This window comes from Pseudomonas sp. GW821-FHT01E10 (assembly GCF_059422365.1).
Genome location: NZ_JBWKWT010000004.1, coordinates 369,559 through 393,756, shown reverse-complemented (window position 1 = coordinate 393,756; position 24,198 = coordinate 369,559). Strand labels below are relative to the sequence as shown.

The window sequence follows — 24,198 nt, the reverse complement described above, 5'->3', positions numbered from 1 at the left end:
CAGCGGTTTACGCGCTCTGGAAAATCCAGCAGCGCACGGTGGTGGGTTTGTTGAACATCGAGTTGCCGGCGGCTTGCGAGGCACGCACCGCGCTGTAAACCGCCTTGTTGGTTTCCAGCCATTTGTGGCTACGGCTATTCACCAGCAGCCCGCGCAACGTCTTGAGGTCGGCCAGGTTCTGCCGATGCTCGCTGGCCTTTTCGGCGAACTCGTTGAGGTTGATGGCAATGAGTTTCGGGTCGGTGCTGTGGTTGACCTGCGGACCTTCACCCAAGCTTTCGAGGTATTCGAAGACTTCCCAGAATTCAGCCACCAGTGGGTGATCTGCGCTGATTGCGGACTGCCGCTCCAGGGCCATGACCGTGAGTGCCTGTTGCGTGGTCACCACCTGGTTTTCATCCAGCGGGCAGACCAGACGCAGGCAGTCGACCAGGGCCATTAACTGGCTGTGGTTCTTGATGATCCGTTCAACGCGGATTTCTTTGAGGGTGCGCAGCTGCCGTTCGTGAACGAGCACGCGCTCGGCAAACTTCGCCATCACCTGCGCTTCTGCTCGCACGGCCAGCAGCAGGAAGTGGCTCAGCTGTTCAACCGGGATCAGGTTTAGGTTGTCAGCGGCTGCGCGGCTTTCCGTGGTGACTTCCGGGCGTGCAAAGTGCGATTTGATAATCCGGGTCAGGATCGCCTCGGAGGCGCTGACATCAGCGTTCTGGCTGATGGCAATGGCGCCACGAAACGGCGGTTCGTAGGTCTCGTTGCCGCTGGTTTTCATGCCCTTGGTGCCGAGCGTACCGCCGCCGTAAAAGTCCTTCAGCTCATCCCAGTCGAAGCCTTTGGCGTGGGCCTTGTCCGGCTCGTTACGGTCGCCTTCGATCAGCACCACCGGCATGTTGGAGACTTGGCCCATGGCGCGCTGTCGGCCGGCACGGGTCGATTTCGATGGGTCAAAACCTTCATGCTCCCGGCCCAGCAGTTTCCACAGGAAGGTCAGCAGCGTGGTTTTGCCGGCGCCGGCTTCGCCCGTGACTTCAAGGAACGGGAAGGATTTGTACTGTGCGCGGATCTGTTCGGCGAACAGCGAGCCAAACCAGAACGCCAGGGCGACAATTCCCTTGGCGCCGAAGCACAGCCACAGCATCGGCAACCAGTCGGTGCGGTACTGCTTGCTGTCGCGCTGGATGTGCATGGCGATCGACTTTTGCAGCGTCTTGAGCCGCAGCTTGCCGAACTCGAAAAAGTCTTCTTTGTTCACCACGCTGACGATGCCGCCGCGCACGGCAAGGTCGCCGAATACATAGCAGCTGTGGAGTTTGCTGTAGCCGATGAAGTCGATGGTCTCAACGGTTTTCAGGCCAAACAGCTGATCCTTCATGATTTTGTCGAGCTGCTGTCCGCTGCCGGTGAACACCGCGCCGGCTGCCATGCTGAGCAGGCGCTTTTTGAACTCGCTTGCGGCGGCGACCTGGCCACCGGTGAAGGTGTTCTTGACGCTGCCGCTGTCGTGCGGGAAATCGACGCGGAAGTAATACCAGGATTCGTCGGTGACTTCGTTGCGCTGGAAATACAGCGCCTGCGGATAGCAGTTGGCGATTTCAACGACACCACCGCACTGGCGTAGGGCTTTTTGCCGGCGCTGATCTTCATTGAGTAGCTGGTCTTCGTGGCGGTCAGATGTCTCTAGCGACAACATCGCCTTGCTGAACTTCTCCAGGTCCATCTTGAACCAGTACAGACGGCTGTCGAAGCCGAAGTGAAATTCATGGCGTTCGCGCCAGTCATACATCAACACGCCTTTCTCTGCCGCACTTTCAGCGATCAGCAGTGAGCCGTGGTAGCGGGCCGTGGCGAGGTCTTTTTCGACCTGCTCAGCGCGCTCGTTTTCGCCATCGATGAACGCCCAGCGCTGATGCAGATCGTTCCAGTCGACCTTGCGGCTGTCCGGTTGTGGGATCTGAGCCGCTTCACATTCGTAGCCCAAGGCGCGAGCCTGACGCACCCAGCGCTTGGTGTATTTATGCGCGCCTGGCTCGTTGTCCAGTGCCCAAACCAGTTTGGGCAACTTGCCGCCGCGCAGCCGTGCCAGTTCTTTCAGCGACTCTTCAGGATAGGCACCGGACGACATCGCCGACACCGCTGCAATGCCGTTGTGCACCAGGGCGATGGCGTCGAATATGCCCTCAACAATCCACAGCTCTTTGACGTCCAGCAGATCGACACAGGGCGGACACCACCAGAAACCACGTGGACTATCACCAGGCTTGAACCGCGCTTTCATCTTGCCGAACCGGTGCGGCCGGTCGATCAGGCGTTCCCAGTAGCCACCCTTTTCCAGAGCGAAACGTACCGTAGCGCTACCGGCATTCAACTCACCAGAGAAGTACGTTTCCTGAGTAAACCAGCCCTGAATCAGATCGAGGCGAAAGCCGCGGGCAAATTCCAGATAGGCGCGGGCCGTGGCATTGGGATGTTGCTCAGACGCCGGGGCGCGCTTGCTCCAGTCATTGAACAAGTCTTCGTAGATTTCTTTGACGTGCCAGGTGTGGCCGCACTTGCCCCGGCCGCAACGGATCATCCACGGGTCATCATGGAAGGCATACAGCTCTTTTTTCTTGCACGATGGGCAAACCCCTTCGCGCATGTATTTGCCTGCCTTGTGCTTCAGGCCGTAGTCAGCCTGAAGCTTCTCCAGAATTTCGGCTCGTAGATCGTGTTTCATATTCATCGGGGCTTACTTCACTTCGCCGAGACTGTGTTTAAGGGCGCCAATCAGGCGTTTCTGCGCGGCCATCACAGGGAAGGCCGCAAGCAACGAGCCGTGCCGTAAACCCTCAGGAATCAGCCGAAATCGATCGTCGTACCAGTACTCGTTGAACTGCATCGAGTACTGGTTGCGCAGTGCCTGGAGCAGGGCTTCGGCCTGGTCGCGGGGCAGTTTTGCGGTGATGGCGACGTCGATTTCCATGGTCCACCTCGGATTTCGGGCAAAGCTCACCCAAACCCACGGGAAGCGGGGCAGGGTGGGGTGTTTAAAAAGGGATTACTGAGGGTGGTGCTTGTGCGTGGAGTCGCGCTGGGCCAGCAGGGTCTGAGGCAGCAGCCTTGCCGGTACCGGGTAGCTCAGACCTTCCCGGGCGTCGATCAAGTGGACGACGGTACAATCGGGACTGTTGCCCCAATCGACACCGATCCACTTGCGCTGGTTGACCACCTGCAATTCCGTCCAGGCGTTGTGCACCAGTCGCTCAGCCATGAACACCGGCACCTCCAGCGAGGTAGTCAGGTGCCGAACGCAGTTTTCGTAGAGCAGATCGGAATCCACCAGGTAATGCGCTTCGTGTCGTTGCAGGTACGAGAACGCCGCCTGTTGCATGCTGCTGCGGTAGTCGTGGGTCAACTGATCATGGTTCATTGCGCACACTCCATTTCCATTTGGTCGAGCAGGTCGGGTTGATCGTTGGCGGTCTTCATCGAGGCGCGACGCAAAGCAATGTCGGCGATGGGCAGACGCACGGACGGGTTGGCCATGCCGCTGGGGCTCATCTCGTGGGTCATCTCGAACTGAGCGCGTACCGACCAGCCGCAAGCCTCGTTGGTGCATTGCAGGTAGGCCACACGCAGGAAAATGTGTGTGCCTTCACTGGTACGGATGCGCATGCGGCCGAGGCAGTGGGGACAGACAAGTTTGTAAGTGCTCACCCAACAATCCCCCGAGCGTGTAGTTGGATGGTCGCCAGCACCTCGGCGTAGCGGGCGGACATGTAATGCATCAGGGCCGTGATAATCGCTTCTGCCTCGCTGGACTCAATGACGCCGTCGTCCAATGCTTTGGCAATGATTTGATCAACCATGCCGCGCTTGGCTGCGGCTTTGACTGACCGGCTATACAACTCGACGTTGTCCAGGTCTGCCGACGCTGTCATAGGGACAAACATGCCGCCATATTTGGCCGCGATGTAGTCCGGTAGGAAGGCAGTACCTGCAATTTGTTCAAGCCGGTGAATGTGGTTATCGCTCAGAGGGCGGCTACCGGCATTCTCATAGGCTTGGTTATCGAATTTCTTGATGGTCATGCCGAGTTCGGCGGCGGCATACAGACGCCCGCCCGGATAGGCGCAGATGACTGCGCTAACGACGTCTTTCCTGTTGGCTAGAACTGGACGTTTCATCTTCTGGTTTCCTCCCTGAGCCAACAGGCCTAATTTGTGACGACGCCGTGCTTAATGCCGAGCAGTACCGCAGCGCGATGGGCCTCGCCCCGTAGACATTTCTTCTGTCCATTCAACACTGCGTACACCGTCGACGGATTGAGGTGATGCTGATCGGCCCAGTCTTTCGCTGACAGACCTTGATGCGCGAGGCGCTCTCGAGCCTCTTGGCATGCTTGCTCGGTGGGGTATGCGTTCGGCATAGTCTCGTTTCGTGTGATTTCGTGTGATGACAGGCGAAGTATTTCCCATGAATGTGGGAATGTCAATTCGCAATGGAGACGTTTGTGGGAATTGGTGATCGCCTCAAAGAAGAACGCGAACGCTTGGGCTTCAATCAGACCGAGTTCGCGGCGATGGCTGGTGCCTCGAAAAATAGCCAGTACAACTACGAAAAAGGCGAGCGAAGTCCAGATGCGACCTATCTCGCGGCGATAGCTGAAAAAGGCGTCGATATTTTGTACGTGGTGACCGGTGAACATAAGCCTGTGAGCGCCGACTGGATCAGTACTGATACGGCAAATTTTCTGCTTTCTTTTCAGCGCATCAGCGAGCCAGATCGTGATGTGTTGTTCCGTATGGCTGCTGCCTTTGCGAAGGCCGCAAGCATCGATGCAAAAAAGGACAACGACTGAACTGGTCTACGAATGCACAGATGAGTGGATGTGGTACGCCGGCCACGATGGCCGGCTTTTTCATGGATATAGAAAGGAGCGGTTCGAATGGCGTTGAAGCCCTGTAAATCTTGCAAGCACAAAATCCATACCTCAGCGAAGGTTTGCCCCAGCTGCGGCGTTGCCAATCCTGGAGTCACCATCGGCCAACAGATTGGCGGATTTGTCATTCTGGCAATCATCATCGCTGTGACGGTTTCGATGTGCTCGGGTGGCAACAAGGACAAGCCTGTCGAGAAAGTCACGCAGAACGTTGCGCCGAAGTCATATTCGATCACGAAAGATGATTTCCAAGAGGGGCGGCCTCGTAAAGTCGAAGTCGTACTGCCCAAGCGCGTAAGTGACGCGGAACTGGCTGAAGTAGCAAAAGCGGTTCGCGCCGACACAAAATTTAAGGCCAAGACAATCTTCATTGGCTTCAGGATCGAAGGCCAAACCGACAAAGCCTACTGGGCCAACGCCAGTTTTGATCCTGACTTCAAAAGTTCGCTCATCGGTCTTAGTGCCCAGGACTATCAGACCCTGAGGGCGCTGGATTTAAAGGGGTATCCGGACATGGTCGGCAGCTGGCTGCGTGACGGTGCCCTCGGTCATGTGATGGTGCTGTACAAGCGAAACGGCAAATACGCTATTGACTCGATTTTTCCAAGCGGTGGAAAAAATACAGAGAGCTATCAGGCGAAGAAGCTACCTGATGGTGGGCTGCGCCTGGACGAGCCTGAAAATAGTTTCGGTGAGTACTACGTCGTCGATGCAAAGGGGAACTTGCAAGGGTGGGGTGAGAACGGTGTTTACATGACCCTGCCACCGAATTCGCCAGTGCTGTAAAGCCTGGCGCAACTGCTACTTACATTTCCAACGTGGTGCACGGCTAAGGGAGTAGCCATCTGGGTGGCGGCTCCCATTCAATCCAGGCCCAAGTGATTTGCTCGGGCTGGTGGCACAGAAAAACGTGCTGAGAATGGGGGACTCCCGGGCGGTTTAGGTGCTGCGTTTTGCACCTGCGCCCTTCACAAGGAAATGGAGTACGCATGATGGAAAACCTTACCCCTTTGGAGCACCTCTTTTTGCATTTACTGGCCAAGTTGGATGACCAGCAGCGCCAGGATGTGCTAAGGATCATGGAGGCGTTTGTGCAGTCATCGAAGTAAGGATTTGGGTAAAGATCCCCGGCGATGTGCTGGGGTTCTATATGTTGTTGATTTCGACAGGAGCGGAAAATGGTGAATGCTGCGGAAGTGTGGGCCGACGATCTTATGGATCGAGAACCAAGTGCAAAATTTTTAACTTCATATCTCCTCGCAAATCCGCATATAAAAGTATTGAATGTCAATTCTCCGTGGGGGGCTGGCAAATCTTTCTTCTTGAATCGGTGGAAGGCTGAGCTCAGTAAAGAACATGTATGTGTGTTTTTTAATGCTTGGGAGACAGACTATACGGCTGAGCCGCTTATTGCGTTGGTTACATGCATTGAACAGCAGACTATGGATAATTTGTCTCTTGACTCCAGCGATGCGGGAAAGAAAGTCATTAAGTTGACAACAACTCTAATGAAGAAGGCCGCGCCGTTAATTGCTAAGGGGCTAGTTAAAAAATTCACAGGTGTTGAAGTTGACGAGCTGCTCGGTAAAGATAGCTCCGAGCAGTCAGGAGAAATGGTAAAAAGCGTCGTCGAAGATCTGATCAAGGAACAGTCAAAAACTGCTATTCATGTTGATGAGTTTAAAGAGGCTATCTTGGAGAAGTTAGCTCAGGCTGCCGATAATTCGAAGTTGAAGAAGCCGGCATTTATTTTTATTGATGAGTTGGATCGGTGTCGACCAACTTATGCGATTGAGTTGTTAGAACGAGTTAAGCACTTTTTCGAGTTAGAGGATTGTCGATTTGTCGTTGCGTCTGATTCAACCCAGCTTGCGCACTCTGTAAGGGCAATATATGGGGAGAGATTTTTTTCTGAGCGTTATTTGAGTCGGTTTTTTGATGCAGAGTTTCGACTTGATAATTCCAATATGTTTGCGGTCGCCAAGCGGGTTGAGTTTAAGTTTAGATGTGTGAATCTTCAAATTAGTAAGAGTGGTTTCGCTAGGTCGTTTCTGCATGATGGTGAAGATGTCGAGCCAAGAAGTGATACTCTTTGCATACAGGACTCAAATTATCCAGAGTATGCGTTGATATTGGTGGGGCTGGCGAAATACTTCAAGATTGAGCTTAGGGAGATGCTTCGGTATGCTCAGCAAATTAATAGTATGGCAAGTGCTCTTCCGGTTCATAACTTTAACTATTTCTGGGCGGCGTTTTTGATATTTTCTAAATCTGCAGATGAGGAGCTTTATCAGTCCCTGGGATTTGAATACAAGGCAGACTCGGCAATAGATGATTTTAATGCCAGCAAGGCAGTGCCAGTATCTTATACTTTTGCAGATGGTGTTGAGTCTGTTGCTGATGTTGCGAAATTCTGTGCGCGGATAAACAATGCATCTCGAGAGGAGTTGCGTGGCTTGTTACATAATTCAAAAGGTTGGAGGGGGAGTGTGATTAATGAGGTTTATAATCATATAGATACTATTAGGCTCTATCGAAAAATAGTAGAGTTGGCGCATCGAATTTCATGATTTTTTGCTGTTTCTGCTAGGGGCTTTAAGGTGGAAGCAGCATTATTTTTGTTATTGTTTGTTTAAGCGTAAATACTCCCGATCCACTGCTCGCTTCGCCGTCTTCTCACTTGCATACAGCCATCGCAACCGCTTGGGCTTGCTCTGATCCCCAGCCGTAACCGTCTTTTCCTTCCCTGTCCTCTTGTCGTGGTAGTACGCGATGATTCCCGTGAAGTCGCCCTTGTTCTCTTCAGCCAGATCCTCAACTGTGTCCTCGGGCAACTTGCTCTCCAGCTCCAGACTGACGGTGTAGCCGTTGTCCGCGCTGAGGGTGTGCTGCACGTTGCCGCCGTACCAGATGATTTCGTCGATTTCCGACTTCACGCCCTGGAGCGTATAGGTCAGTTCCGGAATCAGATCCGGCCGGCCCATGGCCAGGGTGTAGCTCAGAGTCGCGCTACCACGTTGCAGGCGGTTGAACTCGGCCCGGGCCGCGCGCAGTGCGGACTGTCGGTCGCTGTAGGTATGCCGCAGATCCTTGAGGTTTTCCCCGCCGCCGGCGATGGCTTCCTGTTTCTTGGCACTGTTCACGTCGTAGAAGTAGGCGCGTACGCCGTCGTAGCTGTCGCGGTCGGCTTGTAGGTAGCGGTGCTGGTCGCCGTCGGCGCGGGTGAGGGTGATGTGCGGCAGGTCCATGCCGCTGGCGGTTTTACCGCCGCCGGCGGGGATACACAGCAGGCAGCCAGCCTTGACGGTGATCACCGCGTCGAACTCTTCCCCCACACGACTGATCAGATTGGCGTCGGATTCGTTGGCCTGGTCGAGTTGCAGAATGGGTAACCCATCCAGGGCGCCGGCAATGGTCGCGGTCAGGCCGTTGCCTTGGGCGATGTCCCCCAGGACATCTCCTAACGTGGTGTTGCTCCAGCTGCGCTCGCGTTTGGTTTTTAAGCCTTTGCGCAGATCAGCAGACCGAGCGCGAATACTCAGCACATCCGGTGCGCCGCTGTGTTCAGTTTCGTCGACCGTGTAGGTGCCCTTATCGACCAGACCAGTATCGCTCCAGCCAAGCCAAAGGTGGATCACCGCGCCCTTAGGTGGGATGGCCAGCAGCCCGTCATGATCGCTGAGGGTGAGGCTGAGTTGGTCCGCCTCGATCCCCCGGTTGTCGGTCAGATCCAGGCTCATCAGCCGCGGACTGATCAGTTTGGCTATGTCGTTGCCGTCGACGGTAATTCGAAACGCTGGCACCGGGTACCCGGCCTCGCGACGGTAACGTTCCACGGCGTCATCCAGAAAGCCTGTGACCCTGGAGAGGGTGGCATCGATCACAGCAACGATCTCATGATGCTGACACCTGCGTTGGTACCGGCACCGAGCAGGTCTATCCGATCATCGTCGATGCGTTTGAGGCTGATGGAAAATTCGATACGGCGTGGTGTGCCGTCGCGGAAGAAGATGGTTTTGGTCTCGCTCAGGCTCTCAATGACCCACAAGCCGTAAATCCGACCGCTGCCTTCAACCACGGGCCATGCCTTGCCGGTATTGGCCATCAGGCGCACGGCGTCAAGGCTGAGAGCACTACCAGCCAACTCGGGGAGGATGACGCCGGGGAGGGTGATTGAGTCATCACCGCGCCCGACAAACTGCCGTGCTGGTGCTGCGCCGAAGCGATTATTGCTGGCGTGACGCCATTCGGTTTGACGTTGCAGCTCCTGGTAGGCGGCAGTGGAGAGGCTGAACACGAACATGCCCAAGGCAAGCATCATGGTATTTACTCCAGGTCAGAGAGTTTGCTGCGCTTGCGAGCGCCCTTTTCGCTTTCGATGCGGGCGAGCTCTGCGCGCACGGCACGGGCGATTGCTTGCGGGTCCATTCCAGGCGTTGCCGGGATGTGGATTTCGTAGGTGTCGTGGCTGTCATAAACAGAGCTGCCAGCGTTGCTGATGGGGGCACGGGTATCGACCGTTAACCTAGGCGTTGAGGCTGTGCCCAACGCCATGGCGCCGGCTGTGGTGAGTTGTTTGCTCATATCAGCCATTGCACCCAACGGGCCGTTCTGACCATCTTCCAAGCCTTGGGTGAGGCCGGCCATGGTGAAGCCACCCAATTCCGCAAACACGCGTGACGGGCTATGGATGCCGAGCTTTTCCTTGAACCAGCCAATCGTTGAATCACCAATCGAGGTGATGGCGCCTTTGATTTGCCCCATGCCGGCAAACAAGCCGTTGACCAGGCCGTTGACGATCATGTTGCCGAAGTCGGTGAAGCGGCTTGGCAAATCCACGCCCAGATAGCTCAGCACGCCGGCAAACGCCTGGTAGATCAAGCCAACCGGGCTGAAGTTGGCCAGGGTGTTGAGGATGCTGCCGATGCCACCGCTGAAGCCGGCCTTGATCTCGGTCCAAGCATTGGTGAAATAGAGCTTCACCGCGTCCCAATTCTTGTAGACCAGGTAAGCCGCACCTGCGAGCGTTGCGATAACCGCAGCGATGGTGAGTACCACCGGGTTCGCGGCGAGCCCCCAAAGCGCGATGCTCACAGTGCGCAAAGCGGTCAGCAGAACACCGCCCAGGGCACTGGCCACCGTCCGAATCCCCTGCGCAAGCATGGGGAAAGCGTTGCGCGCCAGGCCGGTCAGGGTGGGGGCCAGCTTCTGCATGATCCTCAGCGTACCGCCACTCTGTACACCGAACATGGCCATGCCGTAGCGAACCACGGCGAAGGGACCGAGCAGGCTCGCCAAGGTCAGTGCCAGACCACCGAACACAATCGACAGACCGGCCACCAACGCCACGACTTTGACCAAGCCGCCGGCCAATTGCGGATTCTCTCGAGCCCAGGAGCCGACCTTATTGGCGATTTCGCCCAGGGTGTTGATCAGCTCTTTCAGATCGGGCGCAACGGCGGCGCCGAATTCGGCCATGGCATTGGTGAAGCTACCTTCGGCGGCTTCCATGACATTGGTGAGGGTGCCGAGCTGTTCGTTGACGCGCTTGCGCAGGTCGGCCTGGTTCTGAAGCTTCTGCTGAATCTCCCTGTATCCTGCCAGCCCCTTGTTCATCATGGTGTTCAGGGTGGTAATCGTTTCAGAGTCATCGCCGAACAGCGATTTCATGGTCGCGGTCCGGTCTTCATCGTTCAGCGTATTAAGCTTTTCGACCTGGGCAAACAGGTTTTCCAGGCCGGCGAAGTTGCCCTTGTCGTCGGTGAACTTGAAGCGGATTTTTTTGCCTTCGATTTCCAGGATTTTGTTGACGTCCTTTACACCATCCTTATCCAGCCCAGCCTGGAAGATTTTCCGGAAGGCGTTGCCGGCGGCGCCGCCTTCCATACTTGTTTGATCCATCATGACCAGCAGCGGTGCCAGCTCGTTGGCCGCATCGATGCCTGATTTTTTGATGGTGTCCAATACCGGCGAAATTTTGCTGAAGCCCTGGAGCATGTTGGTCGGGTCAACGCCCGAGTAAAAACCGCGCTGGATGGTATCCATCAACGCCATCATGTCCTTCTCGGAGGTGCGGGTGGCATCTTGCATCTTGGCCGCGAATTCGGCGGCTTCGGCCACTGGCATTTGCAATTGCACGCCCAGGTACGCCGCTGCTTCGCCGGTACCGCCGAGAATGCTCTGGGCGCTGAGACCTTGGCGCCGGAGCATCGTCATCATTTCCTGAAAATCGGCCGTGGTGCCGGGCAATCGGTCGCCCAGTTTGGTGGCAAGGTCAGTGATTTTCTGGAAGTCCTCAGCGACCTTGCCATTGCCATCCATCATCGACACTTTCAGTTGTGTGGCTGAGTCTTCGTTCGGCGCAAAGGCGCCAATGGCTTTGGCGATGGGGCGGCTTGCCGCATAACCCGAACCCAGTCCGGCGGCGCCATTCATGGCCATGTTGCCGGCCAGGTTCTGGGTCTTCTCCATCTTGCTGCGTTCGATCGCCAGGCGTTTTTGTTGCGCGTTCAGGGCGACTAGGCGTTTGCCCTGTTCGCTGATACTGGCGTTGGTGGCTCCGATCTGTTCGCGCAGCTGGCGCTCGTGGCTGCTGAGGTCCTTGGTGCTGATGCCGGCGCTGTACAGTTTCGTGCGTAGCGTCTGGAGCTGTTCACTCTGCTGCTGGTGCTGTTCTTTAAGTTTCTGTGCTTCACGCACGGCGGTGCGGAAATCTTTGGCCATGGCCTTGGTCGGCACACCGGTGGCAGCGAATTGCTGGCTGAGTGCCCGAACCTTGTCGCGGGCGGCGCCGAGAGCTTGCTCGGTTTGTTCGGCCGCAGCGCGCTGGGTACGCCAGGCGCTGACATCCTTCTGCTGTGTGTTGAGCTCCTTGAGGCGGTCACGAGCATCCTTGAGGGCGCGTGCGGCGCCGATGCTGCCATTGTTGATGGCCTTCAGTGGACCGCTCGCCCGGTCGATGGCGTTGAGCAATACCTGAAGTTTTAGATCATTCGCCATCGGTGGAGCTCCGCACCCTGGCGCGCTCGCGCCAGTCCATCAGTTCTTGCAGGCCCAACTGATCCATGTCCGCTGGCGCCCAGTGAAAAACCACAGCCAGGTCGGCCATGGCGTCCTCTACGCAACGAGGGATGCGTCCGTCTTCACCGACCTCTGCAACAAAAAACCGGAAATCTTGCTGCCACAGGCGAGCAGGTCGGCCGGGTCCATTCCGGCTGCTTCCGGGGCGGTAATGCCTGGGCTGGTGATGCGTGGCAGGATCTTGATCAGAGTGGCCACGTCCATGTTCAACAGTTCAACCAGCTGGACGCCGCGCAGCTCGCCTGACGCTGGTTTGCGTAGGGTGAGGGTGTCGATGGTGGTCTTGCCGCGTTTGATCGGTGAATCGAGGGTGACGGTGTTGTCATCGACAGGCGGTAATGCTTCTACGGTGTCTTCAGGGTTCATGAAAGGCTCCAGATTTCAGGGTAGGCCGTCCTCGATTGAGCACGGCGGGGCGGATCAAAGGCCGATGGCGGCGCGCTGTTTTTCCAGCATGTCGACGCCGTTAACCTTCTCGATGAAATTGAGCAGATCGATCTCGATGATTTCTTCGTTATCGACGATCAGCTTGTAGTAGGTGCAGGTGGTGGTGATGCTGTGTTCGGTGTCTTCACCGGGCTGGGCATCGCCCATTTCGATGGTTTCGTGGCGGCCGCGTACGACGATCTCCACGGCGCTGACTTCACCGGTGTCGTCCTGCTGAAACGAACCGGCGAATCGCAGCTGCACACCCGAAGCATTTACAGTGCCGAACTGACGCAGCGCGATCAGGTCCAGGCCACCGGTCTTCCATTCGAATTGAATGCCATCATCGGAGAAGCCCAGATCCGCCTTGACCGGTCCGTTCATACCGCCGCCGCGATAGGCTTCCATCTTGCGACCGAGCGGGGGCGGGGTAACGCTTTTGGCAACGCCCTGGTAGCTGTTGCCGTCGTTGAACAGATTCATGTTTTTGAGTTTGCGAGGCATGGCCATGGCGGTGTTCTCCGGTGTACTGACTCGGGGTGACTCCCCTCACGGGGAGCCCCGGTTTAGCTGTTAACTTTGTTGGCGAACTGGATCAGGTAACGGTCGGTGATGCGCTGCCGAAGGGTCAGGTCTTCCAGCGGCGGTACCGGTGTGTAGTCGTAATCGAGAACAAGCTTCCCGGCCTTCAGGCTGTCTTTGTCGTTTATGTCATCCGGGTACCAGCAGCTGCCGCCAATCAGGTAGCCCGCGGTGACCAGTTCGCGGAACTTGGCGTTGATGCTCTCGATCATGTCGCGCACCAGAGAGGCATGCATGGGCCTGTCCACAGCCCACATCTGCGCCTCGGCCATGGTGTCGGCGAGGATCTGCGCGGTACGGGTGTAGTTCTCGAAAGCGAATAACGGATCGTCGCTGCACGTCCGACTGCCCCAGAAGCGAAAGCCGCCCTCGTTGATCAGGGTGGTGACCTCGTTACTGTTGAGGTAGTTGGCATCGGTGGCGGGGTTTTGCAGATCCCAGAACACGTCGGCGCTGATGCCGGTCACGCCGTTGACCGCAACGTTGGACAACGTTTTGTGCCAGCCCACCTCCTGGTCGATCTTGGCGCGCAGGCCCAGCGCGCGAGCCACAGAGGAAGCCTTTGCGGTTGCGTTGGTGGTGGTGTTCCAGTTCTGGAAGTCCGGCCAGATAACCATGACTTCCCGGGCGCCGAAGTTTTCGCGGTAGGCGACGGCTTCTTCCTTGGTCTTGCAGTTCCAGGCGCTGACGTAGTTAAAGGCGCGCAATTGCTGACCGATAGCGACCAGGGCGCTGGCCACCGGTTGGCTGTCCAGACCAGGTACCCCGAGAATGCGTGGCACCAAGCCGACCTTGGCCTTGGCGGCGAGCAAGGCTTTCATGCCGGTGTATTTGCCATCGGCGGTGGTGGTACCAATCAGGGCGCTGGTGGTGGCTGCTTCCGTCGCCCCTTCTTTGACACGCACCACGATCACATAGGGTTTGGTCTGGTCGGCAATGGCTTGGAGAGATGCTGCCAGCGTGCCTTTGGTACCGGCTTTGGCAATCGCGGATTGCACGTTGGTCAGCAGAACCGGTGTGTCCAGTGGGAAAGCAGTGGCATCAGCGTCTTCGGCCGTGCAAACCATGCCGATAACGGCGGTGGGGATGGTGCGGATGGGGCGGGTGCCGTCGTTGAGTTCGATGACCCGCACGCCGTGGAGATAATCGGCCATGGGTTTGCCTGCGCAGTGAATGGGATGACAGTGCGCAGGCTGCCGCGTGCGCGCCTGATCGGCGAGCACTGGGGATTGTGAGAGCGGGGATTACAGGGAGAAGTGCTGACCTGGTTGCTGGACCGCTTTCACGGCCCAGGGTTTCAGCAGGGTAGGGGTTAAATCGCGTTCAGCTCGGCGATAACCAATTCGCCAGCCGTGACCACCGCCTCGACGGTCGCCAGCTCAGTCAGGGACGCCTTGCCGCCGATGCGGGCTGCCTCGATGCGTGCGGCCACCGTCAGCCAGGAATCACGGGCTTCAATGACCCGGGTCGCCTGCGCCTGCGGGGTGATCTGCAACGCCTCGGCTTCGGCCTTGAGCAACACATAGTCGCTGGCATCCGCCGGCGAGCCAGCCGCGATATAGCGCTCGGCTTCGTTCGCCTTGAGCAAATACATGGAGTCCTGGCCATCGATCCGCGTGGCGTTGCGTGCGCGGGCCTGCGCCACGGCCGCATCAATCCCTTTCTGGACATCCTCCGCAGCAGCTCCGGCCAGCACTGACACCGGTATCCCCGCTGCTAGTGCGTCCTCCACGGTAAACGCCGAATAAAATTGCCCATCATATGTAAAGTTAAGTCGCATAATTAGTCACCGAATCAACCAAGAACCAAGTTACTGACGACACTTCTAGGCGCGCCGTTAGAGTCAAAAACAACGCCAGTCAAATAATCACCCGACCATTTAGCGCCAGCCGGCAACGTATTATTTTGCGCAGACAAAATAATCGGAGTGCCCGCCGTTTCGATTAATGGCGTGTTCTTAACGACAGGGCCCACTCGACTGATCTTGTTCGAGTACAACGAAACAATACCGGTTTGCCCGTTGATGGTATGACGAGAAAGCGAGGTATCACCCAGTTCAACTTCACAACGAGACAGATGAATCATGCCCAGCGGTCGATCGTAGCGCCGGAATAAACCGGTGTAGACGTTGTTCGTCGTTGACTCGGGCTTCACATAGTTGGCCGTGCGAATGCGCAGGTTATCCAGGACGACAGTAGAACTGTCCATCATAAAGCCAGTGGTCGAGTTATCCAGGTTCCCCGAACCGTCTGCACCGTTAGCCGGAATGCACACGTTTCGCAGGATTGGCATGACCGTCTCACCCTCGGCCACCGCAATCGTAATGTTCTTGGAAATTACGAAAATCAAACTGTCGATCACATGCTCATGACCAAACAACCGGATATAGCCACCGCCTCCATAAGGGATGGCATTCACGGCCTTTGCAATCGTTTTGAACGGCTTGAGCTTGTCCCCCAAGCCGGCAGCATCATCACCGGTAATAGCGTTGACATAATAAATCTTACTCATCACCGGAACTGCACTAACGGCAGCAGCTACAGCGGTGTTAATGCCCTTCTCTTTGTCCTGAAACATTCCAACAAGGCGAGTAGCCTCAGCCAGCAGTGCCGACATGCCCATAATGATTCCCCTGCTTACTTCTGTTTAAGTTGCGAAACTTCGTTTTTAAGCACCCGGATCGACTCGCTCATTTCTGTGATCGAGTCTTTTTGCATCATGTGTCCACGCATCAAATTCACCAGGCTGGTGGTGCAGTCGCCCGCCAAGGCGTCGACCGCTGCTGCCGCCCAGCCCCCTTCGTGGTACATCGGATAGACCGGGTAACGCAGGACCAGGCCGCCAGCGCCCTCGACTTTCGGCAGCACCGCGTAGATGCCAGACGCCCGCACCAGTCGAGGCGTTCCGGTGCTATCCAACACCCAGCGCGGGCTCGCCCCGGTATCCGCCGGATCGGGATCTAACACCGTGTCAGAGAACATTTCGGCCGGCGTGATGTAGTGCCGAGAGCTATCGCTGCGCCCAGTCCAGGCGGTCTGCGCGGTGGCACCGTCGCCGGCCGTGGCGTTTACCGTGGCAATGCCGTAAGGGTTCCAACCTTCCAGCGGCGTGCGCAAAATCAACTCCAACGGAATCGCATAGCTGTTGCGATAGGTTTGACCATCCGCCGCAAACGACGCCACCTCAGGGCGGGTATTGGACGCGACGAACAGCGTCGGATCGTTGTAACTACGCAAGCCCTTGGTGCGCCCGCTGGCATTACGCTCGTGCCCATACCGGCGGTTGTAGTAAGCCGCGTTCAGCAGCTCGGCGCTGTCCCACTTGGTCAGCTTGGTCACCACGCCGCTATCCGTGTACTGCTCGACCAAGTTCGCCCCGGCGCCGTTCAGCCCTGGAACCTTGGCCATCAGTTCATCCAGTAGGTCGATGGTTGGGGATTCGTTGTACGCGCCCCAGGTCGGATCAGCCGACAACTCACGGTTGATACGCCACCGCTGACGGCGGCTTGTTGCCACCTGTGGCCCCGTCAGGTTTGCGTGCCAACGCTGCAACGGCAGATCGAGCGGGGTCACGAGTTTGTCCACGGGGTAATCCCCCACACTGCCCACGTCTGCGACCGATATGCGGTAGCGCCAGGCTACGTACTGCGGCCGCCCAGTCTTGGACACTTGGCGCACCGAGCCGGGGATAAACGACCCGTTTTCATTGCGACCGCTGAAGCCGGTGGCACCCATCAACAAGGTGCGCGACAACAGGTCTCGATAGCCGTTGATTTCCTCCAGATGGCGGAAGCTTTCAAAGGTGTCGTTCACCTCGTCGGTCAACAGTTCCGGCCAGATTTCCAGCACCGACAGGTTCCAGCGAAAATGGGGCCGGTAGTCGCGAATTTCGGTATCCCGCGCAGCAAAGGCCCGAAAGTATTCGCGCATTTCTGCGACCTTCGCCGGAATGCCGACCGCCGCATTCACTGACGTGGGGGCTGATGGTGGCGCAATGTCCACCATTGCCAGGTAGTTACCCGGCGCAGCGCTGCGCAGGCGGTAGTCGTTGTGCCGCGTCCTGACCATGTGGCCGTTGATCATGGCCGCGATTTCACCCAACCCCGGAGTGGCCAGCAGGTTGGGATGGTTGTGCAGGTTGATGGCCGAGTAAGCGCCGTCGAACGTGCGGTTGAACGACTCGGTCCCGGCAGAGCCGTATTGGCGACTGCCCAAAACCCCCGACTGGCCAAAGGTCCGGAAAATTTCAGCCAGGTATTCCGACTGGCTCGACTCGGCGACCCAGTCTGTTTCGATGAAATTGGTCAGCGGGTAGTTATGGGTTTTGCCTTCTGCATGTTCGGCCGACAGGTCCTTTTTAATGCTGGCCAGTTCAACTTCGACAAACTCTTTCACCCAGGCACGGGTTGCCTGAATGACCGAGCCGTCGAGCATCAACGTCACGTTGTCGGCATTGCTGGTGGTGAAGATGGTGCGAATGTTGATTTCGCGACCGGCGCCGGTGGCAATGAGCGGCTTAAACGACTCAGGGTATTTGCCGATGGCGTACAACACGCCGGTGTCGGTCCAGACGGCCACTTCACGAATCCAGAAGCCACCGACGTTTTGAGGAATGATCGCCTCGACCACCAACCAGGCTGTGTTTGTTTTGTCTTGATACAGGTTGCTGAAGCTGCCTTCCCAGACCGTACGCTTCAATGCGACTTGCGTATCCACAGGGTTGTAGGTGGCGCCGTTACCGTCACCGACGCTCATTTTGACCAGCTTGATTGGCTTGCCGGTGGCCTTACAGTCGGCTTCATATTGAATGCCGGCCTTGGTCAAAATCGTATAAAACTCTTGCGCTGCCATCACGCCTCCAACGGGTAGATAGTGGTCAATTCACCCGCGTCCGCAGCGATGGACTGATAGGCCGGTTCGGCCTGTTGTTCCAGGGCTGTGACGTGCAGGGGGTGGATAGTCGTTTGCTCGCCAGAATCACCGCCGACCGCCTCCCGGGCGGGATAGGCATGCAGCTCCAGCAATGTGGGTTGAAGCGGGTAAAGCGTGGTCATATCGGCGGTTACCGCGACGCTCGCCGCGTCCCGAGCCGTGCAGGTGAGCTCCAGCAACGTGACCTGCAACGGGTAGATCGTGGTGACCTCGCCCTCGACAACGCAGGCACCGAACCAGAGGGTGGCTGTGGTTTCCAAGCCAAAGGCGAGGCGGGTCATGTGCCGGCTGACCGGCTTGGCGTCATCAATGAGCCGGGTCAGCTCCTGGTACATTTCTTCGGTGATACCGGTATCCAGAACCTCGACCTTCAGCGCAAAGGTGCCCGGCTCACGCTCGGGCACGGTCTGCCACCATTCCTCCACCTCGATCAGGTAGCCCAGAGGCTCGACCACGCGGCGCAGTGCACCGAGGGTGCCTTTGCGCGCATGTATGTAGAACGACGCGCGAATAGCGGTGCGCTTGGCTGCGTCGGACCATCGAGGGTCCCAGCGATCAACCGAGAAAGCCCAAGCCAGGTAGGGCAGCAGGTGGGGCGGACACAGATCCGGGTTGTACAGTTGGCGCAAAGGAATCGGCACGCGCTGGATGTCTGCCAAGGCTTGGGCGGCCTGGCGTTCTAGCGGGGTGACGTTGCGCGGGAGCAGGGCTTGAGCGGTCACTACTCAACCCCCAGGGACAAATCGATATCCGTGCAAAAGGGGGCTTGGTAGGGGCTGGCAACGATGTCCCGCCAATCTTGCAGCACGACTTTGCGCACGCCTTCAACGTGCAGCGAGGCGTGCACGATGGATTCGGACACTTCAAGCCCGAGGCGACGTCGCTGGCTCACGAACTTCAGTAGGCTGGTCTTAGCCGCGGCAAGAGCAAGCTCGCTCTCGGGACCATTACTCAGCATGTAGAGCTTGGCTGTCACCTGGTAGTTGATGATGTCGGCGCCCTGAACGGTCAGTCGATCAGCGACCGGGCGGCGATCATCGTCACTCAGGTAGGTCTTGACCTTGGCCAGCAGTGCAGGGGAGGCGGCACCGTTGCCTAACAGCGATTGCACGATCACCACCACTGCGGCTGGTGTGGGGCTTTCTGCGGTTGCGTCAGCCACTTGGCCATCTGCAGAGCGAGCATGAAAGATGTAGCTGTTGCGCGAGCCTGCGGTGCTGAGTCCTTCCCAGGCCATTTGTGCACGCTCGCGCAGGCTGTCGTCACTCTCCATTACCCGAGGGATTGGCGGTATCGCGGAGGGCTTCGCTTCCTGAACGACCAGGCGTGCGACGTTGTAATTCGCCGCGATGTTTTCGAGGTCAGTGCCTTTCGCCAGAGCCAGCATGTTGGCAACGGACGCTTCATTGACACGCTGACGCCAGACGGTCTCGCGGTAGGCGTTCTCCTCGAGCAGCTTGGTCAGCGGTTCCGATTCGAGCGCAAGGCGCGCAGCGATTTCGGCCTGTTCTTCGACTGGCCAGAGGCTAATCGCGTAGGCCTTGCGCTCGGCAAGGATTTGCTCGAAATCGATTTGTTCGACGATCTGCGGGGCCGGCAGCTGAGCCAAGTCGATGGCGGCAAAGGTACTCATACGCTGGCCCCCAACTGCAATGGCACGCTGAGACTCAACGACTCGTTTGTGTCGACCCGGCTGCATTCGATGTCCATCACCGTCTGGCCTTGCAATGTGGCCCCCATGAATTGCACGCGACTGAGGGTGATCCGGGGTTCCCAGCGCATCAGGGCCATGACGGTGGCGGCATAGACGCGCAGACGGGTGACGTCATTGAACGGATGGTCGACCAGCTCCGGCAGAAAGCTGCCGTACTCCCGACGCATCACGCGGGTGCCGAGGCGAGTGGTTAGGATGTCGGTGGTCGACTGGACGATATGCTCGACGGTGTCGATCGCGGCGCCGGTTTCTCGGTTCATTCCGGTTTCCCCGTCTTGCCGCTGCCTGACATCACGCCGCCGTGCGGATGGTTGACCAAGCTGATATCGGCGGCGACCACATCTTCCGAGACGATGACTTTTCCAGAGATGGCTTGATTGCCTTCCTGGGTGTAATTGCCGGTCTGCGTGTAGTCGCCTTCGTGGGTGATCGATCCGACGATGTGAATACCGCCGGAGCTGATTAGGTTCGTGGTACCGCCTTCCACCAGTACGGCGCTCAAGTGATGAGCAACGCTGTCGTACTCGATGACGGTGCCGTCGTGATAGGTGCGGCGGTGCAGACCATGGCGATCGCCATTGGCCGGATTGAGATCGCTGAAAATGCCGGTCAGGGCGATGCCGTTACCCAGTTGCCCCGATGGGCTGAACAGAATGACTTGCTCGTTGACCGTAGGCGGGTCCCATTCCTTGTCTGCACCGGCGCGCAAAGTGACCCAGGGCAGCCAGGCAGTGGTCAGCGCTCCGGTATTTACACGCACACGCGGGGGCTTCATCTGGACTTCGGCGACGGTACCGAAGCGGATAAGGTTTTCAATCAGGCGGGCGAGGGTGGCGAAGTCGTTCATGGTGCCGATGGTGGCGTCGCGCGCGCATATGTGCAGCTTTCTTGACCTGTAGGGCTGTTTGCTACAGGTGCTCTACCCACGAGTTGCGAAAAAATAACGCATCAGATCGTGCTGGCATTGCCTTCAGCTTTTATGCAACATGATCTACTCCAATTGTGGAAATAGGGCTATATATGGAAATTAACCTCGAAAACTTGGCGGTGCTTGCACCAATAGTTAAAGATGCTGTGATTGCTGTTGCTGCAGTGGTGACGGCTTGCATAGCTATTTATGGTGTTCGGATTTGGAAGAGAGATTTAGTTGGTAAGGAACTCTACGAGGTAACAAAGTCTCTCGTCTATCAAAGTCATAGTGCCTCGCGGGCTTGCATGAGGTTGCTTTCACCTGTATCGGCTTCTGAAGATAGGGTCTTTACTGCCGAGGAACTGGAACATACTACTGCCGGTGAACGATGGAGGCTTTCTGAATCTCATGCCTATCGTGCCAGGTTGATAGCATACTCAAAATCTTTGGATGAGTTCTCTGACGCGTTGCTCAAAGCTCGTGTGGTAATGGGGGCGAAGGTAAATGGTGCGTTTCTCCCTTACCAACGAGCTCTCAGACAGCCAATTGACGCTGTTAATAATTACCTTTCACAGTTGCAAGACCCTTCGTCCTATTTGCTCCATGACTCTGAAGAGACTGCTATTTTACAGAGCTTTATTTATAGAAAATCCGGTGATGGTGGGGATAAAATAATTATGGAGGTTGGTGATGCAAGAGAAGAGGCGGAGAAGTTTTTATTACCTTATCTCCACAGAAAATCCATTCGTGGCTGATTTTTAGTTTGTTAGGTGTGCAAGGAGGCCATCGCGAATTAGATCAAGGTCTACATCTGTGAAGCCAAGTAGCTCGCGTGTTTCATACTTTACATCTGGTGCACGTCGTTCGGCGCGATCCTTCAATCCGTACTGGTGGACCCTAGCTATCCGCGCAATGCGTCCTGTGAACTCGACACTGATGGCGTTGCCGTCGCCCTGAGCCTTGAGAAACTTAGCTGTGCGTAGCTTCTGGAACATTTGAACCTTCCGCTTCACCCGTCCCTGTTTACCGCGCAGATTGCGCTGCTTGCGCGGGGTGTACTTGCTGCCATCCGGGTTACGCTGGGCGATCACTCGTTGCTGCTGGCTGCGACGCAATGTCTGACCGAGGCTTCGAGCAAGTCTGTTGCGTGATGCAGGCTCCAGCTGCCCGAGCAAACCGGCCGCCCAATCCTCTAGCGCTTCCAGTCTGTTAGTCATTCGGGACTACCCATTCACTACCTGTGCCCTGGTCGCCGGGAATCCAACCCGGATCGAGAAACGCCGCGACTCGCTGAGGTTCACCAGGGTGTCTGATGGTGGTTTTGCCTTCGGCGTCTTTACCTACGACCACGCGTTCAGTTAGCGGCAAGGTCAGACTGAGGTCCACTTTGCTGTTGTCGAGAATGTCGGCTTCGAACTGGATACCGGCAGCGGACTTGTTCAGGTTTTCCAGCAGCTCGGATTGATGAACGCTTACCCAGCCGAGCAGGGGCAACATGACGTTGTCGGGGTGGCCGGCGAAGTCGGTGAGGATGACTTGCAGGGCGAAGCTGTATTCGAACGAGAGGCTGGCCGCAGCAGTGCAACGGACTTTGCCGTTATCGATAAAGATCAGCAGCCGCTCGGGGTTGTGTTTGAGTTCGGCAACGGTGGCCAACAGATGAGCGCGCAGGCTTTCGGGTTTGTTCATGGGTTGGCCTGTTGATGCTGGTAAACCATGTCGACCTGACCCGCGCATTCCGCCCAAGCAGCCTCGACGCGGTCCTGGTCGCTGAGTTGGTCGCCGTTACTGTGTGGGCTGGTCGCCGGCAGAGTGCAGGGCACCACGGCCGGACAACCACTGACGATAAGCGTCGGCGCCGGTGAGGGTGGGGCGCTCGCGCAACCGGCGAGCAGCATCAGGCAAAGGTTGACCAGCCCAGTCGCGTAGTTCGGCATTTTCACGTTTCAGGACCTCAATGGTGAGTTCGCGTTTTGCCAGGCCTTGGCGCAACTGTTCCTGCTGCATACGCAGGCGGGCTTGGGCATCGCGTTCTTGTTGCAGGGTGGTGCGGAGGGTATTGGCGGTGGACAGGTTGCGGCCGGACTCTTCGCGAGCTGCGTCCGCATCCTTGGTTGCCAGCTCTGTGTTTTTGTCGGCTACGGTGATGCGTTGCTCCTGACCCCAGATCAGCAACGCCAGGGCACCAAATAGGGCGATGCCGTATAGGACCTGGCGCAGGGTGCTCATGCGCGGTACCAGCCCAGTTTGTTCATGGCACCGACGTCCATCTTTTCCAGTGGGCCGCGAATGATGATGACTTTGCAGCCTGGCGTCAGAAAGTGCAGAGCCTCGGCCAGTTGCTCCATACCTTCCTGTTCGGTGTTCTCCGGTACCACCAGCAGTTCGCCATCCTGCACCTTCAACCGTTGAACTGCGTCGAGATCGATCATGCCGCCATCGCCTGACCGCAGCCGCAACCTTCGTGCCGCTCGTACGCGCGCTGAAGCTTGATGTCGTACAGATTTCGCTGGTAGTCGGGGCCGTTGTAGAGTTTGGCGAATTCAGCCCATTTGCGAGCCTTCAGAGCCTTGTGCAGAGTTGGGTCGGTTTCGATGAAGCGCACGAAGGCATCGAATTGTTGTGTTTCGCTCGTGCTCATGGACGTGACGAAGTCCTGCACGCTGGCATAGCCGAGGCGCTGCCAGTGGAAACCCATGATCTGGAACGCGCCCCAGGAAGCGGACTCCAGTGCGGCGGTGTTATCAATCAGGCGAGCAGTAGCCAGGCGTTGATGTTCGGCGGTGCCGCCGGCATAACCACCGGCTTTCGGGTTGACGATGGCCGGGTTGGTAGCGGCGAGTTGATCAGCGTGATGCTTGAGTTCGGCGGGGTCATCACCTTCCTGTCGAACCTTCGACAGCTGGCGGTACATGATGTGCCGCTCGAAGAGAATCACCGGCTTGCCATTGTCGAGAAAGCCATTGCCCTTCGATTCAACCTCGTTGACCGCATAGACGCTGGCCAGCGGCACATCGAGACGTTGCGCGGCGTTGACCAGGTCGGCGTTCTTTAGCAATTGCTGGCAATCATTGCCGGCCAGCATTGCTTGGGTCTTGCTGCCGGCGATGCCATCGGCGACCAGGCCGACTTTCAACTGATAAGCGCGTACGGCGGCCTCGGTGATGTCACCGTAATCACCATCGATGATCAACTTGGCGCCGTGATTGTTCAGATTCTTTTGCAGGACGCGCACCGCTTGCGAACGGTCGCCGTGGCGAAGTGTGGTCATAGTTGCTCTACCTTGCGGGTGAAAAACTTCCTTGCTGCGGCGCGAGTACCTTCGACACCGAGCAAGCCGATGACTCCGCCAAAAAAAGGCGCGGTGGATGCCGGAATACCCAGTAACGACAAGCCGTGACTGGCGGCGAGTGCCAAGGCACCGCATAGAGGGGCCTCGATCGCCATGCGCCGCAATGTGCCACCGCCGTACATGATCCGAAGGGCGGCAATGATCAGGGCCAGGATGCCGGCGTACAGTGTTGGCCAGTTCTGTTCGAGCCAGGCGGCGAGCCAGGCCCAGGTATCGGGACGGTCAGGCATGCGTTTCATTCCATGGTCCAGAGTGAGTGGTTTCAAGGACGCGGTGCGGGTG

The 24,198-nt window shown here is 57.3% G+C and carries 29 protein-coding genes and 2 pseudogenes; 4 read left to right on the top strand and 27 right to left on the bottom strand.

From position 1 onward, the window contains the following. Positions 1–7: 7 nt before the first annotated feature. The 6 genes from AC07V0_RS10840 to AC07V0_RS10815 form a co-directional block, all read right to left on the bottom strand. Entirely contained in the window at positions 8–2,722 is a 2,715-nt protein-coding gene (locus AC07V0_RS10840; protein WP_495019585.1) for a toprim domain-containing protein, read from the bottom strand. 6 nt (positions 2,723–2,728) lie between these two features. Beyond that, positions 2,729–2,962 (bottom strand): hypothetical protein, encoded by a 234-nt coding sequence (locus AC07V0_RS10835; RefSeq protein ID WP_495019584.1) that lies wholly within the window; start codon positions 2,960–2,962, stop codon positions 2,729–2,731. A gap of 75 nt (positions 2,963–3,037) precedes the next feature. Continuing rightward, positions 3,038–3,409, bottom strand: coding sequence for a hypothetical protein (locus AC07V0_RS10830; RefSeq protein WP_495019583.1), 372 nt, complete (start codon positions 3,407–3,409; stop codon positions 3,038–3,040). Further along, positions 3,406–3,696 carry an Ogr/Delta-like zinc finger protein gene (locus tag AC07V0_RS10825; protein ID WP_495019582.1) on the bottom strand — a complete coding sequence of 97 codons (291 nt, stop codon included), beginning with the start codon at positions 3,694–3,696 and terminating at the stop codon, positions 3,406–3,408. Before AC07V0_RS10825 ends, AC07V0_RS10830 begins: the two co-directional genes overlap by 4 nt. Next, a complete protein-coding gene (locus tag AC07V0_RS10820) occupies positions 3,693–4,166 on the bottom strand; it encodes a YmfL family putative regulatory protein (protein ID WP_495019581.1) in 474 nt (157 codons plus the stop codon). Before AC07V0_RS10820 ends, AC07V0_RS10825 begins: the two co-directional genes overlap by 4 nt. A gap of 29 nt (positions 4,167–4,195) precedes the next feature. Beyond that, on the bottom strand, positions 4,196–4,408 hold the full coding sequence (locus AC07V0_RS10815) for a DNA-binding protein (protein WP_428633217.1): 213 nt from the start codon (positions 4,406–4,408) through the stop codon (positions 4,196–4,198). An 84-nt stretch (positions 4,409–4,492) separates the two neighbouring features. Between AC07V0_RS10815 and AC07V0_RS10810 the strand changes: the two genes are divergently transcribed. The 3 genes from AC07V0_RS10810 (at position 4,493) to AC07V0_RS10800 (ending at position 7,491) form a co-directional block, all read left to right on the top strand. Then, on the top strand, positions 4,493–4,840 hold the full coding sequence (locus AC07V0_RS10810; protein ID WP_495019580.1) for a helix-turn-helix domain-containing protein: 348 nt from the start codon (positions 4,493–4,495) through the stop codon (positions 4,838–4,840). Between the two features lie 87 nt (positions 4,841–4,927). Beyond that, entirely contained in the window at positions 4,928–5,707 is a 780-nt protein-coding gene (locus tag AC07V0_RS10805; protein WP_495019579.1) for a zinc ribbon domain-containing protein, read from the top strand. Positions 5,708–6,099: 392 nt separating this feature from the next. Next, a complete protein-coding gene (locus AC07V0_RS10800) occupies positions 6,100–7,491 on the top strand; it encodes a KAP family P-loop NTPase fold protein (RefSeq protein ID WP_495019578.1) in 1,392 nt (463 codons plus the stop codon). Between the two features lie 51 nt (positions 7,492–7,542). Here AC07V0_RS10800 and AC07V0_RS10795 read toward each other — a convergent pair whose 3' ends face one another. The 14 genes and pseudogenes from AC07V0_RS10795 to AC07V0_RS10730 form a co-directional block, all read right to left on the bottom strand. Further along, complete coding sequence (locus AC07V0_RS10795) at positions 7,543–8,805, bottom strand: phage late control D family protein (protein WP_495019577.1); 1,263 nt, start codon at positions 8,803–8,805, stop codon at positions 7,543–7,545. After that, positions 8,802–9,242 carry a phage tail protein gene (locus tag AC07V0_RS10790; protein WP_428633231.1) on the bottom strand — a complete coding sequence of 147 codons (441 nt, stop codon included), beginning with the start codon at positions 9,240–9,242 and terminating at the stop codon, positions 8,802–8,804. The genes AC07V0_RS10795 and AC07V0_RS10790 overlap by 4 nt, the downstream gene beginning before the upstream one ends. A 5-nt stretch (positions 9,243–9,247) precedes the next feature. Then, positions 9,248–11,920 carry a phage tail tape measure protein gene (locus tag AC07V0_RS10785; RefSeq protein ID WP_495019576.1) on the bottom strand — a complete coding sequence of 891 codons (2,673 nt, stop codon included), beginning with the start codon at positions 11,918–11,920 and terminating at the stop codon, positions 9,248–9,250. Beyond that, positions 11,910–12,029 (bottom strand): GpE family phage tail protein, encoded by a 120-nt coding sequence (locus AC07V0_RS10780; RefSeq protein ID WP_041752072.1) that lies wholly within the window; start codon positions 12,027–12,029, stop codon positions 11,910–11,912. The genes AC07V0_RS10785 and AC07V0_RS10780 overlap by 11 nt, the downstream gene beginning before the upstream one ends. A gap of 8 nt (positions 12,030–12,037) precedes the next feature. After that, positions 12,038–12,367 (bottom strand): phage tail assembly protein, encoded by a 330-nt coding sequence (locus tag AC07V0_RS10775; RefSeq protein ID WP_305426062.1) that lies wholly within the window; start codon positions 12,365–12,367, stop codon positions 12,038–12,040. 54 nt (positions 12,368–12,421) lie between these two features. Then, a complete protein-coding gene (locus tag AC07V0_RS10770) occupies positions 12,422–12,937 on the bottom strand; it encodes a phage major tail tube protein (RefSeq protein WP_305426064.1) in 516 nt (171 codons plus the stop codon). Positions 12,938–12,993: 56 nt separating this feature from the next. Beyond that, entirely contained in the window at positions 12,994–14,163 is a 1,170-nt protein-coding gene (locus AC07V0_RS10765; protein WP_495019575.1) for a phage tail sheath protein, read from the bottom strand. Between the two features lie 158 nt (positions 14,164–14,321). Beyond that, complete coding sequence (locus AC07V0_RS10760) at positions 14,322–14,741, bottom strand: hypothetical protein (RefSeq protein WP_495019574.1); 420 nt, start codon at positions 14,739–14,741, stop codon at positions 14,322–14,324. Positions 14,742–14,803: 62 nt separating this feature from the next. Then, the gene (locus AC07V0_RS10755; RefSeq protein ID WP_495019573.1) at positions 14,804–15,625 is read right to left on the bottom strand and encodes a hypothetical protein; all 822 of its coding nucleotides are present in this window, start codon (positions 15,623–15,625) and stop codon (positions 14,804–14,806) included. Positions 15,626–15,645: 20 nt separating this feature from the next. After that, positions 15,646–17,859: a phage tail protein gene (locus tag AC07V0_RS10750; RefSeq protein ID WP_495019572.1), complete on the bottom strand. Its 2,214-nt coding sequence runs from the start codon at positions 17,857–17,859 to the stop codon at positions 15,646–15,648. Between the two features lie 245 nt (positions 17,860–18,104). Beyond that, positions 18,105–18,662, bottom strand: a pseudogene (locus tag AC07V0_RS10745) (phage tail protein I); the annotation flags it as partial. Then, positions 18,662–19,573, bottom strand: coding sequence for a baseplate J/gp47 family protein (locus AC07V0_RS10740; RefSeq protein WP_495019571.1), 912 nt, complete (start codon positions 19,571–19,573; stop codon positions 18,662–18,664). The gene AC07V0_RS10740 and the pseudogene AC07V0_RS10745, both read right to left, overlap by 1 nt. Then, a complete protein-coding gene (locus AC07V0_RS10735; protein ID WP_495019570.1) occupies positions 19,570–19,914 on the bottom strand; it encodes a GPW/gp25 family protein in 345 nt (114 codons plus the stop codon). The genes AC07V0_RS10740 and AC07V0_RS10735 overlap by 4 nt, the downstream gene beginning before the upstream one ends. Further along, positions 19,911–20,501, bottom strand: a complete 591-nt coding sequence (locus AC07V0_RS10730; RefSeq protein WP_495019569.1) for a phage baseplate assembly protein V — start codon at positions 20,499–20,501, stop codon at positions 19,911–19,913. Before AC07V0_RS10730 ends, AC07V0_RS10735 begins: the two co-directional genes overlap by 4 nt. A gap of 173 nt (positions 20,502–20,674) precedes the next feature. On the opposite strand from AC07V0_RS10730, the gene AC07V0_RS10725 reads away from it, so the two are divergent. Beyond that, positions 20,675–21,319, top strand: coding sequence for a hypothetical protein (locus AC07V0_RS10725; RefSeq protein WP_495019568.1), 645 nt, complete (start codon positions 20,675–20,677; stop codon positions 21,317–21,319). 3 nt (positions 21,320–21,322) lie between these two features. On the opposite strand, the gene AC07V0_RS10720 is transcribed toward AC07V0_RS10725, so the two are convergent. From AC07V0_RS10720 to AC07V0_RS10690, 7 genes and pseudogenes are all read right to left on the bottom strand, one after another. After that, entirely contained in the window at positions 21,323–21,781 is a 459-nt protein-coding gene (locus AC07V0_RS10720) for a phage virion morphogenesis protein (protein ID WP_495019567.1), read from the bottom strand. After that, on the bottom strand, positions 21,774–22,253 hold the full coding sequence (locus AC07V0_RS10715; RefSeq protein ID WP_495019566.1) for a phage tail protein: 480 nt from the start codon (positions 22,251–22,253) through the stop codon (positions 21,774–21,776). The genes AC07V0_RS10720 and AC07V0_RS10715 overlap by 8 nt, the downstream gene beginning before the upstream one ends. After that, positions 22,250–22,435, bottom strand: a pseudogene (gene lysC / locus AC07V0_RS10710) (Rz1-like lysis system protein LysC); the annotation flags it as partial. The pseudogene lysC and the gene AC07V0_RS10715, both read right to left, overlap by 4 nt. After that, on the bottom strand, positions 22,350–22,793 hold the full coding sequence (gene lysB, locus AC07V0_RS10705) for an Rz-like lysis system protein LysB (RefSeq protein ID WP_495019565.1): 444 nt from the start codon (positions 22,791–22,793) through the stop codon (positions 22,350–22,352). The gene lysB and the pseudogene lysC, both read right to left, overlap by 86 nt. Continuing rightward, on the bottom strand, positions 22,790–22,996 hold the full coding sequence (locus AC07V0_RS10700) for a hypothetical protein (protein WP_495019564.1): 207 nt from the start codon (positions 22,994–22,996) through the stop codon (positions 22,790–22,792). Before AC07V0_RS10700 ends, lysB begins: the two co-directional genes overlap by 4 nt. Further along, entirely contained in the window at positions 22,993–23,835 is an 843-nt protein-coding gene (locus AC07V0_RS10695; RefSeq protein ID WP_495019563.1) for an N-acetylmuramidase domain-containing protein, read from the bottom strand. The genes AC07V0_RS10700 and AC07V0_RS10695 overlap by 4 nt, the downstream gene beginning before the upstream one ends. Further along, complete coding sequence (locus tag AC07V0_RS10690; protein ID WP_223569374.1) at positions 23,832–24,155, bottom strand: phage holin, lambda family; 324 nt, start codon at positions 24,153–24,155, stop codon at positions 23,832–23,834. The genes AC07V0_RS10695 and AC07V0_RS10690 overlap by 4 nt, the downstream gene beginning before the upstream one ends. Between the last annotated feature and the right edge of the window lie 43 nt (positions 24,156–24,198).